The sequence below is a fragment of the Dialister invisus DSM 15470 genome (genome assembly GCF_000160055.1).
In the GTDB taxonomy this organism is placed as follows: domain Bacteria; phylum Bacillota; class Negativicutes; order Veillonellales; family Dialisteraceae; genus Dialister; species Dialister invisus.
The window spans coordinates 1,109,781-1,123,261 of sequence record NZ_GG698602.1 but is presented as its reverse complement, the minus strand read 5'-3'; the positions used below and the strand labels follow the sequence as shown (position 1 = coordinate 1,123,261).

At 42.2% G+C, this 13,481-nt stretch carries 17 protein-coding genes and 1 pseudogene; 14 read left to right on the top strand and 4 right to left on the bottom strand.

Features of this window, described 5'->3' with window-relative positions:
* Positions 1 to 165 precede the first annotated feature (165 nt).
* The 13 genes from GCWU000321_RS05565 to GCWU000321_RS05500 all read left to right on the top strand — a co-directional run bounded on the left by GCWU000321_RS05565 (position 166) and on the right by GCWU000321_RS05500 (position 8,779).
* Complete coding sequence (locus GCWU000321_RS05565; RefSeq protein WP_156777745.1) at positions 166 to 477, top strand: hypothetical protein; 312 nt, start codon at positions 166 to 168, stop codon at positions 475 to 477.
* A gap of 416 nt (positions 478 to 893) precedes the next feature.
* The gene (locus GCWU000321_RS05555; RefSeq protein ID WP_007070136.1) at positions 894 to 1,433 is read left to right on the top strand and encodes a hypothetical protein; all 540 of its coding nucleotides are present in this window, start codon (positions 894 to 896) and stop codon (positions 1,431 to 1,433) included.
* Between the two features lie 354 nt (positions 1,434 to 1,787).
* A complete protein-coding gene (locus tag GCWU000321_RS05550) occupies positions 1,788 to 2,420 on the top strand; it encodes a hypothetical protein (RefSeq protein ID WP_007070134.1) in 633 nt (210 codons plus the stop codon).
* 84 nt (positions 2,421 to 2,504) lie between these two features.
* Positions 2,505 to 3,326 carry a DUF2262 domain-containing protein gene (locus tag GCWU000321_RS05545; protein ID WP_007070133.1) on the top strand — a complete coding sequence of 274 codons (822 nt, stop codon included), beginning with the start codon at positions 2,505 to 2,507 and terminating at the stop codon, positions 3,324 to 3,326.
* A gap of 107 nt (positions 3,327 to 3,433) precedes the next feature.
* Positions 3,434 to 3,922: a hypothetical protein gene (locus GCWU000321_RS05540; protein WP_007070132.1), complete on the top strand. Its 489-nt coding sequence runs from the start codon at positions 3,434 to 3,436 to the stop codon at positions 3,920 to 3,922.
* A 68-nt stretch (positions 3,923 to 3,990) separates the two neighbouring features.
* Positions 3,991 to 4,272, top strand: coding sequence for a hypothetical protein (locus GCWU000321_RS05535; RefSeq protein ID WP_007070131.1), 282 nt, complete (start codon positions 3,991 to 3,993; stop codon positions 4,270 to 4,272).
* 139 nt (positions 4,273 to 4,411) lie between these two features.
* The gene (locus GCWU000321_RS05530) at positions 4,412 to 4,960 is read left to right on the top strand and encodes a hypothetical protein (RefSeq protein WP_007070130.1); all 549 of its coding nucleotides are present in this window, start codon (positions 4,412 to 4,414) and stop codon (positions 4,958 to 4,960) included.
* 61 nt (positions 4,961 to 5,021) lie between these two features.
* On the top strand, positions 5,022 to 6,158 hold the full coding sequence (locus tag GCWU000321_RS05525) for a hypothetical protein (RefSeq protein WP_007070129.1): 1,137 nt from the start codon (positions 5,022 to 5,024) through the stop codon (positions 6,156 to 6,158).
* A gap of 120 nt (positions 6,159 to 6,278) precedes the next feature.
* Complete coding sequence (locus GCWU000321_RS05520; RefSeq protein WP_007070128.1) at positions 6,279 to 6,626, top strand: hypothetical protein; 348 nt, start codon at positions 6,279 to 6,281, stop codon at positions 6,624 to 6,626.
* 18 nt (positions 6,627 to 6,644) lie between these two features.
* Positions 6,645 to 6,848 carry a hypothetical protein gene (locus tag GCWU000321_RS05515; protein ID WP_007070127.1) on the top strand — a complete coding sequence of 68 codons (204 nt, stop codon included), beginning with the start codon at positions 6,645 to 6,647 and terminating at the stop codon, positions 6,846 to 6,848.
* Positions 6,849 to 6,939: 91 nt separating this feature from the next.
* The gene (locus GCWU000321_RS05510; protein WP_050754523.1) at positions 6,940 to 7,644 is read left to right on the top strand and encodes a hypothetical protein; all 705 of its coding nucleotides are present in this window, start codon (positions 6,940 to 6,942) and stop codon (positions 7,642 to 7,644) included.
* A gap of 157 nt (positions 7,645 to 7,801) precedes the next feature.
* The gene (locus GCWU000321_RS09180) at positions 7,802 to 8,374 is read left to right on the top strand and encodes a hypothetical protein (RefSeq protein WP_007070125.1); all 573 of its coding nucleotides are present in this window, start codon (positions 7,802 to 7,804) and stop codon (positions 8,372 to 8,374) included.
* Positions 8,375 to 8,428: 54 nt separating this feature from the next.
* Entirely contained in the window at positions 8,429 to 8,779 is a 351-nt protein-coding gene (locus GCWU000321_RS05500) for a hypothetical protein (RefSeq protein WP_007070124.1), read from the top strand.
* Positions 8,780 to 8,939: 160 nt separating this feature from the next.
* Here the strand turns inward: GCWU000321_RS05500 and GCWU000321_RS09790 are convergent, their stop codons facing one another.
* Positions 8,940 to 9,518 (bottom strand): ATP-binding cassette domain-containing protein, encoded by a 579-nt coding sequence (locus GCWU000321_RS09790; RefSeq protein ID WP_244835147.1) that lies wholly within the window; start codon positions 9,516 to 9,518, stop codon positions 8,940 to 8,942.
* A 114-nt stretch (positions 9,519 to 9,632) separates the two neighbouring features.
* Positions 9,633 to 10,670, bottom strand: a pseudogene (locus tag GCWU000321_RS09785) (ABC transporter ATP-binding protein/permease); the annotation flags it as partial.
* A gap of 177 nt (positions 10,671 to 10,847) precedes the next feature.
* Here GCWU000321_RS09785 and trxA point away from each other — a divergent pair.
* Positions 10,848 to 11,174: a thioredoxin gene (trxA, locus tag GCWU000321_RS05490; RefSeq protein ID WP_040381930.1), complete on the top strand. Its 327-nt coding sequence runs from the start codon at positions 10,848 to 10,850 to the stop codon at positions 11,172 to 11,174.
* A gap of 180 nt (positions 11,175 to 11,354) precedes the next feature.
* On the opposite strand, the gene GCWU000321_RS05485 is transcribed toward trxA, so the two are convergent.
* Both GCWU000321_RS05485 and GCWU000321_RS05475 read right to left on the bottom strand, forming a co-directional pair.
* On the bottom strand, positions 11,355 to 11,831 hold the full coding sequence (locus GCWU000321_RS05485) for a hypothetical protein (protein WP_007070119.1): 477 nt from the start codon (positions 11,829 to 11,831) through the stop codon (positions 11,355 to 11,357).
* Between the two features lie 484 nt (positions 11,832 to 12,315).
* Positions 12,316 to 13,440, bottom strand: a complete 1,125-nt coding sequence (locus tag GCWU000321_RS05475) for an IS256-like element ISDin1 family transposase (RefSeq protein ID WP_040381356.1) — start codon at positions 13,438 to 13,440, stop codon at positions 12,316 to 12,318.
* Positions 13,441 to 13,481: the final 41 nt, after the last annotated feature.

Sequence of the window (13,481 nt, the reverse complement as noted above, 5' to 3'; positions counted from 1 at the left end):
TGATGACATAAGGGCGGTGTGTAGATGATGGACATTAAACGACTCTTTCAAATTCCCTTGATTTTTTTGCTGATTCCCCTGTTCTTTCTGGTTATGTTAATTAAAATATATATACTTCAATATATAATCATAAACCGCATTGCCGTTTGGGGAGGCTCTTTCTGGATGGTACTGTTTCTCTTTTGCCTGCCTGCGTTGGAAGTACTCTCCGTGTGGAAGATTATTGTGTACCATTACAGTTGGAAAGTCCGGGAAAAACTCATCTCTTCGTCTTACAGCAGGGGAGATATCCTGGTGCTCTATCAAGCCATAAAAAGTTGGGATACAGCCTATCTGGGCGGAGCGCTTCTGGATGCAGCCATAACGGCAGTTGAAGCCGTGTGTTTCCTGGTGACACCTTTGTTTCTTTTCCTGCCCTGGGTTCTGTATGGTGTGATTGCGAAATGGTTTGGACTGCCTGCCGTTATTTCTTTCTAAAGGATTATTAAGAGGACGAATGTAATATTCATAGTCCCTTGAAGTTTTATACTGCTTCTGATGCGCGTTCCAATCCTGACGGTCAGCTCACTGTCCATAACAGAACCGGAAAAATCTTTGAGCGTGTGAAGAAACGCCATGGTAAGATTTTTGACGCAAATGATGAAATCAAACTCAGTCCGTGCAGCTTGGTGTTGGGACAGCATTACTATACGTTGTAATGATCATCTGTGTGTTCAGGGCATTAGACTCGTTCTTTATGCTACACGATACGAAAGCAGCAATAGAAAAAATTTCTTTGATGGAAAATGGCTTCAAAGAGGAAAAAAGAGCCTTACAAATCCCGTTTTTAGTGATGGATAAATCAGGATTTAAATAATAAATAAAATGAAATGATAAGTGAGAAAGGGTAAATTATGGGAGTAGATCATTTACAGGATGAACCAAAACTTATCTTGGCATATCCTCATAAGTCTACATTTAATAGGATAGGCTTTTCATCCATGGTATCTTTATCTTTTATTGTTCTGTGGATACTGAATCATCTTATGAGTTATAATACTGATTTTTCAGATAAAATTATTATGGCAATAGTACTGGTTGGCGCTCCGCTCCTTATATGGTTTATGGGATATTATCTCTTCATAAATGGAGTGAAATTAGAAATTTACGAAAATAATATCGTTAAATATTATACTTATGGAAGCAGAGGGCGGAGTGTATTGCATTTTAAATTTAAACTCGAAGATATAGAACAAATAAAATTTAAAAAGCGCCCATTTAATTGCCTAAAGCTGACCATCAAAGTTCGGAATCCTGTTTTTTATGGGTTTCGTGAGAAGAAACTAAATAAGTTAATGGGTGTAAATATCATCGCGGATAGAAAAGAATCGGAATTTTTTATGCAGCAGATGGAACAATTCCAAAGACAACAAAGAAGAATGATTGAACGATAAAAGTCCGCTGGAGAATAATTGGTATGGATTAAGGAAAGCACTTCCAATAATTGATGAATGGTCAAGAAATAATAATCCTGATACAAGGAGAACAGTTACAGAAGGCCGTCGCACCGTTTCCTGCGCCGCTCCCATATGCCAATGGAATGTTTTTCTTCCTCCGGAATTGTCAGGCAGGGTATGTAATGATCGCCTTGCAGCTCATGCCATAGACCATTGTTGTTATCATAAATATACTTATCCATAAAAAGTGTTATAGAATACGACAGGGATTGGCATGCGCTGATACAGGCGCATCCTTATTTATATTTTGAGTAATATCATCCGCTGTAAGGCGTATGGAGAGAGGGATATATGGACAGCTTCTTTTGTAATAGTATAGGAAAAAATAAAGAATTGAATACCATGCTGATGCATGAATGTGATATTTATTTTTATGAACAGCTTCAGGACGTGCAGTTTTCGGAAAATCAGGAAACCTACTCCATGCCATGCAAGGCTTTTGCCTGTGACGGCAGCGGAGGAGAATATGTTTTTCTTGAAGACGGCAGTATCGGTTTCATCAGCAGTGAAGGCAGTGTCGGGAGAGTAGCGGAAAATATGGACGAATTATTGACGTTCCTGCTCCATGCCGGATGTATTTCTGACTTTGATTGTAAATATCTGTATGAAAATCAAACTTTGCTTCATACCTTTTGCGCGGCATATGTGTCAAAGGTAAGAGACGATTATAAAGAGCGGAATCGGGACTGGGATAATATTCGCAGTGCCATAGCCGAAAAATTATCTCTTTCTTTTAATCCCGATCAATTAGCAGGTTTGGCTATGAAGTTTTATGAAGCCGCTGTAAGGGGACCTGCTTTTTCCTGTACATACCCGGATGGAGAAAAAGAATACAGGTGTGACCCCGTTCTTTCCGATATCATAGGAATGTGGGTGGCCGGGCTTTTGAACATGACAGAAGAAGAAATCAAGGAATATAAATAAAATAGGAATCCGGTTATAAACTCTGTGAAGAAAATATATGGTATCCTTATATAAAAACAGGTTGTTAAAAAATTAGGAGGCATTATGGGTATTGTACGTGTAAAAGAATTTGAAGAGGAGTTTGAGCAGGAAGAAATTGAAATCTATGCACTGCTTCGAGAGGCGCCCAATGGTGCCGCAGCTTACTTGAAGGATTATCTCAGGCCTCTTGTCTATACGGAGGCTACCGTAGACTGCAAAACAGGGGTGCTGGATCGGCGTGAGGGGATTCTTACCTGGCTTATTTCGTCAGATCGTGAAGCGGGCTGGGGCTATGACTTCAAGCAGTATGGGATTTACAGGCTCTTAGTCAAAAAAGCAAAAATCAAAATATTAGATGAGAATAGGGTGGCGTCATGGAACAATCGGTACCTGGTACTGAAAGTTCTGGAATGGGATGCCGGACAGAAGGAGCTGGAAGCCCTGGCAGCCTATTTACAGCAGCCTAAATACATTCACACACAGCGGGGAGACTTTCTGTTAAACCGGCAGTATAAATGGTACGAAATGAAGACACCGGACTGTGGTTTTACCTTAGATGCGGATGAAGGTTCTGACGAGACCTGTGAAGCTGCATTAGCCGCATATAAGAAGCACGAAATGAATATGCCCGAACTGGATCGGCAGCTTCGCGCCTATGCTGCCGGTCATATGCTGGACACAGCGAACGACTGGCTGGGTGATGCTGATGAGGAACCAATCACGGCAGAGCAATTTGCAGATCGGATCACCTTGTCCGAATTGGCTTTCCGTAACGACGGATCAATAGAAGCGTATTATGATGACGGGGATATTTTCTGGGGACACTGCATCATTGTGCGTATGGATAAAAACGGAAACATAGAGGATGCGGAAATCGCCGGGTGACCGGAGAGGGAAGCTTGAAGAAAAGGGGACAAGGATATGATTTGTGGCAGATATGCGGATCGGCATGATTGACCTCGATTTGATATGAGAGAGTAACCGAAAGATCGATGAGATGGATTGATATGCATGATAAACCGGTCAATAAAATTGAAAATAAAACAGAAGAAAGGGAAGAGGACACGGAAAAATTTTACGTAGCCGAAGAAGGTGTTCCATTATATATTTGCGATCAAAATGCGCTTATTGCTTATTACGGAAGCGAAATAGAATTGAACCGGACGATTGTATCGCCCCGGGGAGATGGAATTTATTCGGCAAGACTTCCGCTGCTGGACGTCGCTCTTCCCTTTTTGGTGTATGGAAGGGGCCTGCTGTTTTTAGATGCCTATTATTTACTGGCAGAAACAGTTAATAACAATACATGGAGGCCGATAACCAGTGTCATGATTGACATTCATAGAGGGAAGTATGCCGGCCTGGAACACCGGTATTCCCGTATATCTGTGGAAGAGAAGGGGATAGAATTGAAAAACGGCCATGACGGACATTCTTTAAGGCTGCAGGATGTTCATGGCCTGAAATGGATTCGGTTATAGGATTGGTTTGCCGCATTTGAAGCGGCGGATATGACTTACGAAAAGAACAGGTCTTTGTGAGGGGGACAATGATTAGAATCTGTTTTTATAATTATGGCGGCGGTGAGCTCCATGTGAGCAGGGAGTTGGAGATTAACCGGGAAGTCGATGAGTATCTTATCCGGCACATTCCCGGCCTGCAGCTGGAAGCAACGGACAGTGAAGCGGATATGGATGATAACAGTATTTATTATTTTAGCGGTAAGAATGAAGCGGAGGCCTGCGGTCTGGCAAAGGAACTCATAAACAGCCGTATCCGCAGGCGATCGGAAATGAAGTATACCATTGAGATTGTGGATGGCTTGCTGTAATACTCACTATGGCTTATCCGCCGTGCTTAAAGCCGGTTACTCAGATTTATTGCTGTACAGATACTTGCGGCTGACTGAAAAAATGGTACGGCAGGCGGATAGTTTTGTGTTTTTATAAAGTTTTGTTTGAGAGGGAAACATGAAATACTTATTTTGTTTATTGATACCGGCAGGACTGTTCCTGTTGATTATAAGCATCAAATATGTTATTCGTTTTGCTAAGTCTGAAATGATTTATGAAATGCCTTATAGCAGGGGAACAGGTACATTTACGCTTGCTGCAAGGGGGAAATATGGCTTATGGCTCAGCGGGGAAAAGTTTAAAAAAGCGCCACTCGGAGAATTTGGACTGACCCTTGTCAACCGGGATACGGGACAATCCGTTCCCCTGTGTGCTCCTCTTTTGCGTACCGCTGTGACTGGGCTCAGCAAGTCCAGGCTGAAATTGTATTCCTTTCAGGCGGAAGCCGGCACATATACGGTTTCCTTGAATGATGAAGTGCGTATCAGAGACAAAGCATGCGCATTTCTTGTGAATGCCGTAACTAAGCGGCCCGTAGATTACAATTTGTTTTCTATTCAGGTGTACCGCCATACATCCGGTATGGTTTTATCCCTGTGTATACTGGGGATTATATTCGGCGCCGTCATAATGGTTTCGGGAGCTATTCTCCCGGCTGTTTTATAGAAGGATCAGGGGATTCTGTGCGTAGAGAATATCTGCGTATGTAACATAAAAGGTGGGGCAGATGAAATTTTTAAAACCGATAGTCATTTTATTCCTGCTGTTCAGTACCGTTTTATCCGGCGGCTGTGGTCATACAAAAGAAGATCAAGAAAGGATCATCCGGTATTTGGATAACAGATTTGGAAAGGATACATATACAATTAAGCAGGATGAGAGTTATTATCGCTGGTTTGTGACATTGAACCAATATCCGGATCTTACTGTTTACTATACGGTATCCCGTGATCCTCTTTCCATGACATCACCTTCTATAACGACAAATTTTGATGAAGTTTTCAGTGAGCATGCAGTTGAAGAATACAAAAAAACGCATGCACTTGGTGATGATGTTCTTGTTTTTGATGATTCCATTGATTTCGTATATCACACAAAAGTTAAATCCCTTGAAGAATTGAAAGTGCCTTATGACAGGGCGATGGGATTTATTGCCTTTGTTTCCGAAAAATATCCGGTTCTTATTGATGAAGGGTTATTGAATATACGAATGGATATTACCGGTATCCGTTTGAAAGGTGCAGATGATGACGATACCCTGATATTTCAACACATATCCAAAGCAAAAAAAGACGGTCTCAGCATTGTGTCATACGAAGAAATTTGTCAGGAATTAGCGCCGAAGCTAAAAACGCATGCGGATAATCCGGACGGTTTTACATTTCACGCAGATATAGGGAAATCATTTATTTTGGGCAGCGATACTTTTGGTGACTGCTTTCACAAAAACCTTATGTTAAAGAACGGCACGCCTGAAGAATTGGACAATATCATCTTGCAGCCCGGAGAAATAAGCAGACCCTATATTTTCAAAAGTGAGAGCCGGTATGAATTTACAACGATAACATTACAGGCTGAAAACGTATCGGACTCGCCCTGTTCTTTGCCTGAGGCAGCGATTGTAAAAGCAGTCATAGATGATGCGAAAGAAATATATGTCGATCCGGTAAGGATTGATCTTGCTTTTGATGAACGGAGGGAATGGAAAGATCCCTATGAAATGCTGGGGATTTCTCCGCCGGAAACAGAGGAGGAAAATGCAGAAGGCGTGCCATATAAAAACATTAAAATTTTATTTACAATGAACAAATACTACAAAGGAGTAAGAAGGGTTACCTTGACTTTTAATAAGCATACCGGGTAATGGTTGTTTGCTTATCATTTCAAACTATCTGCTGTTTCATTTATTGTGGCGGCCGGCTTGCTGTAAACTTATGTGCGGAGTAAAACGGATTGATTCCATGTCGGATAAGGGGAAGAGAGTATGCGGTTTGATGAAAACCTGCGTCAGTTTGTTTATGAGTACGAAGGGATCGTCTTTGCCTGGGATGAGGAACCGGAGAAAGACTTTTCTGATACGGTGAAGAAACTGGCAGCAAATTATTACGAAAGGCTTGATGACATCGTCCGGCATATTGCCCCGGATTTGAAAGAAATGTATGGAGTTACGGATCCCGGAGAGATAAAGAGGAAACTGGGGAAACCTGTCATCGACCTTACGATGGGAGAAATTAATTATCTGGAGCATACGTTTGATTACGAGCATATCTTTACGCTGGAATACCTGGATGACGAGTTTAAGCAGTTAAGTCATTTCAGCGTGGACGGGTGATGTGAAGAGAGGCAATTCATGAGTAAGCTGAAAGAAAAAACATTGGTCACGCTCAAAGAAGGAATAACGGTTGATTATCCGTTTTCCGATGATCTGCCCTTAGTTTACCTGGGGGAACTGGCCAACATGCCGGAACATGGAATTTTTATAGGCCGATCGGGCAAATGTTATTTTGGATATCATCTTTGGGATTTCAGAGAGCTAAGGGAAGATGAAGTATAGCCTGTAAGGTTTGTTATAATATGGCGTTTCATGCTTTACTGTACCGATTCATCATGATGTAAAAGGATTCAAAGCGTAAAGGAGAATGGATATGGGGTATGACATCACTTTCCATCCGATCAGCGAAGAGCAGATGGATGCATGGTATTTTTCCCTGCTGGACGGCCTGGCGAAAGGGGATACGTCCCGGCTGGAGGCGGTGGCGGAAGAAGCGGGGATGGATCCGTTTTACATAAATAAATACAGGGATCTGATGAAGTATGCCGCCGGGACGCCGCCTTCAGAACGATTTGAAACCACCCACGGGTTTTATATGGCGGTAGTGCAGGGGTTTTTCCGCAAGCATTATTATGTGCGGGGGACTGCCGTTTCTTTCATGGCGGAGGAGTACCCGCTGATGGAAAGATATATCACGCCATGGAAGGATATTCTTCCTGAAGGCATCTTACCCCCTGCACAGCGGGGAATCGTCGAAAATTATTCTGCCGGTGTTTATCTGTCCGCAGAACATGTGAAAGAACTTCTTTCCGATTATGAAGGAAATAAGGAAATACGGGAAGCGGTCGATGATTATTTCATGGAGAACGGGGCCGTACTTCTGAAAGCGCTCCGGGATGCGGCGGAGAATGGAGCGGGACTGCTGGAAGCGACAGATGTGGTGGAAGTGGAACCGCTGGATCTGAAAAAAACGACATCCTATTCAGACCTGAATCAATGTGATCCGGAAGGGGCCTTTATTTACCAAAAGGTAGCAAGGACGCAGATCAGTGAGTTCATGAAATCGAAGAAATCTTAAGCAGGGGCGTATATCGCGGAAAGACTAACGCATATAGTTATACGATTATTACCGCTCATATGATTTAACACCTCCATTTATCAGCGCATTAAAATTATTGTTTATACTATAAATAAATTTATAAAAAGAATTTTGTGATATTAAAGGAGAAACTGCTATGACTGATGAAGAAAAGTTATTAAAAGCTCTAGAAGAACTATATGAAAAAGACGGTGAATTACTGGAGATTAGAGCAAACGAACGTTCTATCACATTTCGACTGGGTATATATCTAGATGAACTCTTTAGAAAGGAGGGGCTCATTGTTGATTCTGAATACAACAGGAAAGAAGATAGACCCAAGGCATTAGTAGGGAAAAAATATACTTATCCAGATTTAATTGTGCATAAGCGTAAAATACAAGAAAATAATCGTATGGTCTTAGAGATAAAGTCTAAAGCAAAGTATGATGTTGGGTTTAAGCATGATGAAGAAAAGTTAAAGGCATTTACTAAAACTGAAGAAGAACCATATAAATATAAAATTGGTGCACATATCTTTATTACATCCAAAGTATGTGATATTGCTTGGTATAAAGAGGGTAAGGTGGAGAAAATAGATTTTTATACTATTAATGATAATGAGTTTGTGCCAGTGGATAGGCATCTTACAAAGAGGGATTTAAGAAAAGCGGGTCATTACTTGGCAAAGTTTTATTTACCAAAAAGTAGCCGGGGCGCAGATCAGTGAGTTTATGAAATCGGAAAAATCTTAAGCAGGGGCGTATATTGCGGAAAGAAGGATATGATGGGAGAATACAGGCGGGAAAGAAGGCTGCTCCAGGGACGGGTAAAGCTGATCATAGACCCTATGGAGTTCCGTATGGCGCTTTGGATCAACGGGTTCGGCCTGTCTGATGCGGTGACGGGAGAGGAGATCATACCCCTGTGCCATTCTTATAACCTGGAGCATATGGAAGAAGCGGGGAATCGCCTGGAAATAGATTTCCGCATATATCCGGAAGGACATGTATATTACCATGTGGCGGTGGATCCTTTTGCAAGAACTTTTACTTATAATGGGAAAGTATACAGTACGGATGATTTCAGAAAAGTTGTAGAAGCTGACCGCGTGGGGATGGGAATCAAAGCGTGAAACAGGACATTCCATCCTATGAGCACGCCCGTCTCCATTTCTTATCCATTATAAAAACAGTCTGTATCTGTGTCCGGGAAACCGGGACTGACAGAGACGGACTGTTTTCTTTTGTCTTATTGACGGCACCTATGCGGTGAAACGGAAAAAAGCGGTGTTGTTATCCGATGAGCTTTCCATTTGTAATGCGGAGAACCCTGTCGTGCCATTTATCCAAGGTGGAACGGTGGCCGATGCTGATGACCGTTGTGCCGGGGAGCGCCGTCAGAAGACGGTACATCTTTTCTTCTGTTTCTTCGTCCATGGCACTGGTGGCTTCGTCAAGGAAGACCCATTTCGGTTTTCTGAGGAACACGCGGACAAAAGCCAATTTCTGCTGTTCCCCTAAAGAGAGGATGTGGCTCCAGTCCGCCTCGGTATCCGGCTTTTCCATTAAATGGGAAAGGCCGCATTCCATAAGGAGAGGGGAAAGGATTTCCTTGTTCGCCGTTTCCAGCGGGTACGATGAGGCTTCGGCAGAGGTGCCCATGGGAATGTAAGGTTTTTGGGGAATGAACATCATTTCAGAGGAGGCAGGCATGGAGATATGTCCTTTGACGTAGGGCCAGAAGCCTGCCAGCGTACGGAGAAGGGTGGATTTCCCGCTTCCCGAAGGGCCTTTTAGGATGACATGTTCTCCCGATCTGATTGTACAGGCGGCAGATGAAATGATTTCCCGTGTCCTTTTGTTTTCATCCATGGCGGGCACGGAAATGGTGACATCCGTGAGGCGGAGCCTGTCAGGAGTCTCTTCGCGGACAAGGCTGCCTGATTTTTCTTCTGTCTCTTTTTCGATGGCCGCTATGTGCTTGTCAAAGGACAGCAGACGTTCCGCGCAGGACTGCCATTCCGCCAGAGATGCATATACATCGACGAAGTAGAACATGGCGTCCTGGACTTTGCCGAAGCAGTTGGCAATCTGCATCAAGCCGCCTAAGGAAATATTTTGAGATAGATATCTCGGCACAGCGACGACAAAGGGAAATATAATGGCAATCTGGGCGTAGCTGTTTGTCAGCCAGGAAAGCTGTTTTTGCTTTTTGATGATGAAAAGGGTATTTCTGAGGAGGGTCATGAAACGGTTTGACAGGAAGGATTCTTCTTTTGCCGCGCCGTTATAAAATGCCACGCTTTCCGCCGTTTCACGGAGACGGACCATGGAGAAACGGAAGTCGGCTTCCAGTTTTTGCTGGAGGTAATTGAGGGAAACGAGGCGGTGGCCGACTTTATGGGTGATCCATGTGCCGAGAACGGAGTAGGCGAGCGCCGTCCAGACAAGGTAGCCGTAAATATGAATTTCCTGTCCTGCGGCAGAAAACGACAGGACTTCCGATAAATTCCAGAGAACAAAGATAAAGCACACGATGGTCGTTGCCGAGCGGAGCAGCCCGCTCATGAAGGAAAGCGTGCGTGCCGTAAAAAGATTGATGTCTTAGGAAATACGCTGGTCGGGATTGTCTGCCGTGCCTTGGAAAAACATTTCAAGACGGTAGTACATTTGCTGTCCGGTCCATTTGGCAAGATAGTTTTTCGTCATCCATTTCCGCCAGCGGAGCGCCAGGCGCTGCTGCAGGTAGTAGCTGTATACCGCAAAGGCGATATGGGCGAAGGCCAGTCCCGTGAAACGGAGCAGCCCGCGGTAAACTGCGCCGCTGTCATAATTCTGCAAAGCGCTGTAAAAAGAATTGAACCATTCGTTTAAAAGCAGTGTCATATATACGGCGGCAATTGTGAGGGTAATGATACCTGCGAGATAGAGCCGTGCCGATTTCTTTTCTTCGCTGTTCCAATAAGGGGTAATCAGGTGGAAAAGCCCCACAATAAATTCCCGTGTCCAATATCCTGATTTCATAGATTCTCCTTAATCTGTCTTGTAATGCTTTCATTATACTATATGGCAAAAAACAGCCGATAAAAATAAAGATTTCAAAGAAATGTTTATTGGAGCCTTTACATTGAAAGATGTCTATATTATAATGAGTATATAGAAAGATATAGATGTAATAGAATTTAAAAAGGAGAGATGATGATGAGCAAAGAAATTCATTCCGCAGCAGACTTTGAAAAGGAAATAACCAATCACAAAGGATACGCCCTTGTGGACTTCTGGGCGACCTGGTGCCCGCCGTGCCGTATGATGGCGCCTGTGCTGGAAAGCGCCGAACAGCAGCTTGGTGACAAAATCAATTTCGTAAAAGTCGATGTTGATGAGCAGCAGCAGCTGGCCGCTGAATTTGATATCATGTCCATTCCGACTCTGGTGGTTTTTAAAGACGGCAAGCCTGTAAAGCGCATGTCCGGCTATCGCCCGCTTGATACTTTCGTAGAGGAACTGAAAAGCGCAGTGGAATCATAAGACTGAAAAACTGGAATTTATAAAACCGCTTCCTTTATAATACAAACAATTCGACGATATTTGATATATTCGATAGATATAGAGAATTTTTATCCTTATTTGACCCTAATTCTGACCACACAAAAGGAAAAAGCCTCCTAATTTATAGGAGGCTTTTTCCTTTTGTGCTAATTGTGTAATTTATTGGATTGTTTTTAAATAGGATTTTATTGAATCGAATCCCATTTGTTTCATTGCTTCTCCGATAGTTGCATGGGGAACTAATCGGTTTAATCGCGCTTGCAGATATCCAAGACCGAGAGCTTTGGACGGTATATTGATATTAACTTCCCCATATATTAAATCGTCAATGGATATACCTCCTAAAGTTGCGACATTATGTATAAATTCTAAGTCAAAACTTTTGATTCTACCTTTCTTTATACGTGCCATTTGGGTACGTGCATTTTCAGGAGAATTATTAGTAACGGCAACCAAACGATAAAAATCTTCTTGTGATAAACAAGCTCCGGTATTACATAGTTTCTCATAGACCTTTATTATGTTTTCACAGACTTTTTGTATATTAAATTTATTGGCATGTGCTTTTAGCGTGGATTTTCCTTGTGCAATAAAAATCTTTTTATTCATTTTGTTTTGCATGCTGATATTGCCCATTTTAAAAATATCTCCTTTTCAAAACAGCTAATACGCTTAAAAAAATAAGCGTATTAAAAACGATGTTTTTCCACATCTTATTGTTCATTCTAGCACACAGTATCATTTATGTAGAGCTCAAAGATATTATATGACCGAACAACCATGGTAATTTAGGTTAATTTAAACAGAAAGCAGGTTAACGGAAATTGACAAATTCAGGATCTAACGGAAAAAGCTTATTGAGTATTAACGAATTACAGCAATATATCGGATTAGGAAAAAATAGGGCGTTTGAATTCGGCAAAAGGGTAGGCGCATTGAAAAAGATAGGCAGGCGTTCCCTTTATGATAAGTCGGTCATTGATAGGGCATTGAACAGAATGGGGCGTGATGAAAAATGATAGAAACTGTTTTAACGGAGCATAATGCCGTGGGCATAGAAAACGCCCTGACAATAACAGAACTTTGCATTCTAGGGTTATAGGACATTTTGTGTTGGTGGTTAATCCCAAAAACAAGCAGGAAATGAATCGGATTTATGTAATTCTGACCACACAATAGCATCTCCCCATGTGGGAATTGAATCCTCTAATTTGGCTCGTTCATTCATCGCTTTATACAGTTTAGAAATGCTTCTGTCAGTGGGCATTACCTTTAGGATTTCAGATGCAGAAAGCGGTTTCGGTGTGTGGAAGTAACACCACCAGAAAACCGCTTTTATGCGTCTTTCAATGGACATCCCACGATGGTTTCTAAGCATCGTTCTTAATTGTGCATTTATTCCGCCTTCTATACGGTTATTTGTCGATGGTAGTTCTTCTCCATAAGACAACGATTCATCCAAATAGGTAAATAATGTGTTTTGCCGTACTAATCTGACCAGTGACCGCTCGGCCTTTAGTAAACGTTCATGCATAGGGCGAAGTTTGCCTTTTTCATCTTGTGTCATTTCACTAAGAAAGGTCTTATGCTTTATTCTCCAGTTTATCAATCGGGTTGCCCAATGACCTGCTTGCTCCATGTCTTTTATCATCAGCAAATCCTTTGCTATCATGTACATCTCAATGCCGGCAATGGTTTTAGGACTACCGGTTGTATATCTCTTTACCTGGATGAATGCATGGAAAGTACAATGCTGCAACTTAGCCTTGGGCCAGACTCTTTTTAGTGCTTTCCGGAAGCCGTGGCCTCCATCAGAAACGACCATAGCGGGAGCCGCAATTCTCTGCATCAATGCTTCCCAGGCTCTGGAATTCTCATAGCGGCACAAATACCATCCAAGCACATATCTTTCATTACAACAAATAAGGATACATGCTTTTCTTCCTAAATAAATCCCATCCACATATATGACATTCATCGGACTCTCAATTTTAGGCTGCATAGGCCATATTTCCCAAAATTTAGAGGTTTTCCTTCGAAAACCACGACCGTTGCCAGGCATGGATTTTTGCACATCCTTACCAAACAACCACTGAATAAAGTGCTTAAAATCATGAACCGTCTTATTAATCGGATTCACAAAGACAGAATGACATTCTTTGCAGTACCACCGTTGCCTTCCTGTACGAGTTTTACCATATTTTGAGCAAAAGAAACCGCAATATAAACACCTAACTTGTTTCATAAGGTTCTCCTTTTAAAATAAACATATTTTAAAAAGATATA

Coding starts and splice junctions, on each gene's coding strand:
- GCWU000321_RS05565 (WP_156777745.1), top strand. CDS start 166: ATGGTACTGTTTCTCTTTTGCCTGCCTGCGTTGGAAGTACTCTCCGTG.
- GCWU000321_RS05555 (WP_007070136.1), top strand. CDS start 894: ATGGGAGTAGATCATTTACAGGATGAACCAAAACTTATCTTGGCATAT.
- GCWU000321_RS05550 (WP_007070134.1), top strand. CDS start 1,788: ATGGACAGCTTCTTTTGTAATAGTATAGGAAAAAATAAAGAATTGAAT.
- GCWU000321_RS05545 (WP_007070133.1), top strand. CDS start 2,505: ATGGGTATTGTACGTGTAAAAGAATTTGAAGAGGAGTTTGAGCAGGAA.
- GCWU000321_RS05540 (WP_007070132.1), top strand. CDS start 3,434: ATGAGATGGATTGATATGCATGATAAACCGGTCAATAAAATTGAAAAT.
- GCWU000321_RS05535 (WP_007070131.1), top strand. CDS start 3,991: ATGATTAGAATCTGTTTTTATAATTATGGCGGCGGTGAGCTCCATGTG.
- GCWU000321_RS05530 (WP_007070130.1), top strand. CDS start 4,412: ATGAAATACTTATTTTGTTTATTGATACCGGCAGGACTGTTCCTGTTG.
- GCWU000321_RS05525 (WP_007070129.1), top strand. CDS start 5,022: ATGAAATTTTTAAAACCGATAGTCATTTTATTCCTGCTGTTCAGTACC.
- GCWU000321_RS05520 (WP_007070128.1), top strand. CDS start 6,279: ATGCGGTTTGATGAAAACCTGCGTCAGTTTGTTTATGAGTACGAAGGG.
- GCWU000321_RS05515 (WP_007070127.1), top strand. CDS start 6,645: ATGAGTAAGCTGAAAGAAAAAACATTGGTCACGCTCAAAGAAGGAATA.
- GCWU000321_RS05510 (WP_050754523.1), top strand. CDS start 6,940: ATGGGGTATGACATCACTTTCCATCCGATCAGCGAAGAGCAGATGGAT.
- GCWU000321_RS09180 (WP_007070125.1), top strand. CDS start 7,802: ATGACTGATGAAGAAAAGTTATTAAAAGCTCTAGAAGAACTATATGAA.
- GCWU000321_RS05500 (WP_007070124.1), top strand. CDS start 8,429: ATGATGGGAGAATACAGGCGGGAAAGAAGGCTGCTCCAGGGACGGGTA.
- GCWU000321_RS09790 (WP_244835147.1), bottom strand. CDS start 9,518: ATGGATGAAAACAAAAGGACACGGGAAATCATTTCATCTGCCGCCTGT.
- trxA (WP_040381930.1), top strand. CDS start 10,848: ATGAGCAAAGAAATTCATTCCGCAGCAGACTTTGAAAAGGAAATAACC.
- GCWU000321_RS05485 (WP_007070119.1), bottom strand. CDS start 11,831: ATGGGCAATATCAGCATGCAAAACAAAATGAATAAAAAGATTTTTATT.
- GCWU000321_RS05475 (WP_040381356.1), bottom strand. CDS start 13,440: ATGAAACAAGTTAGGTGTTTATATTGCGGTTTCTTTTGCTCAAAATAT.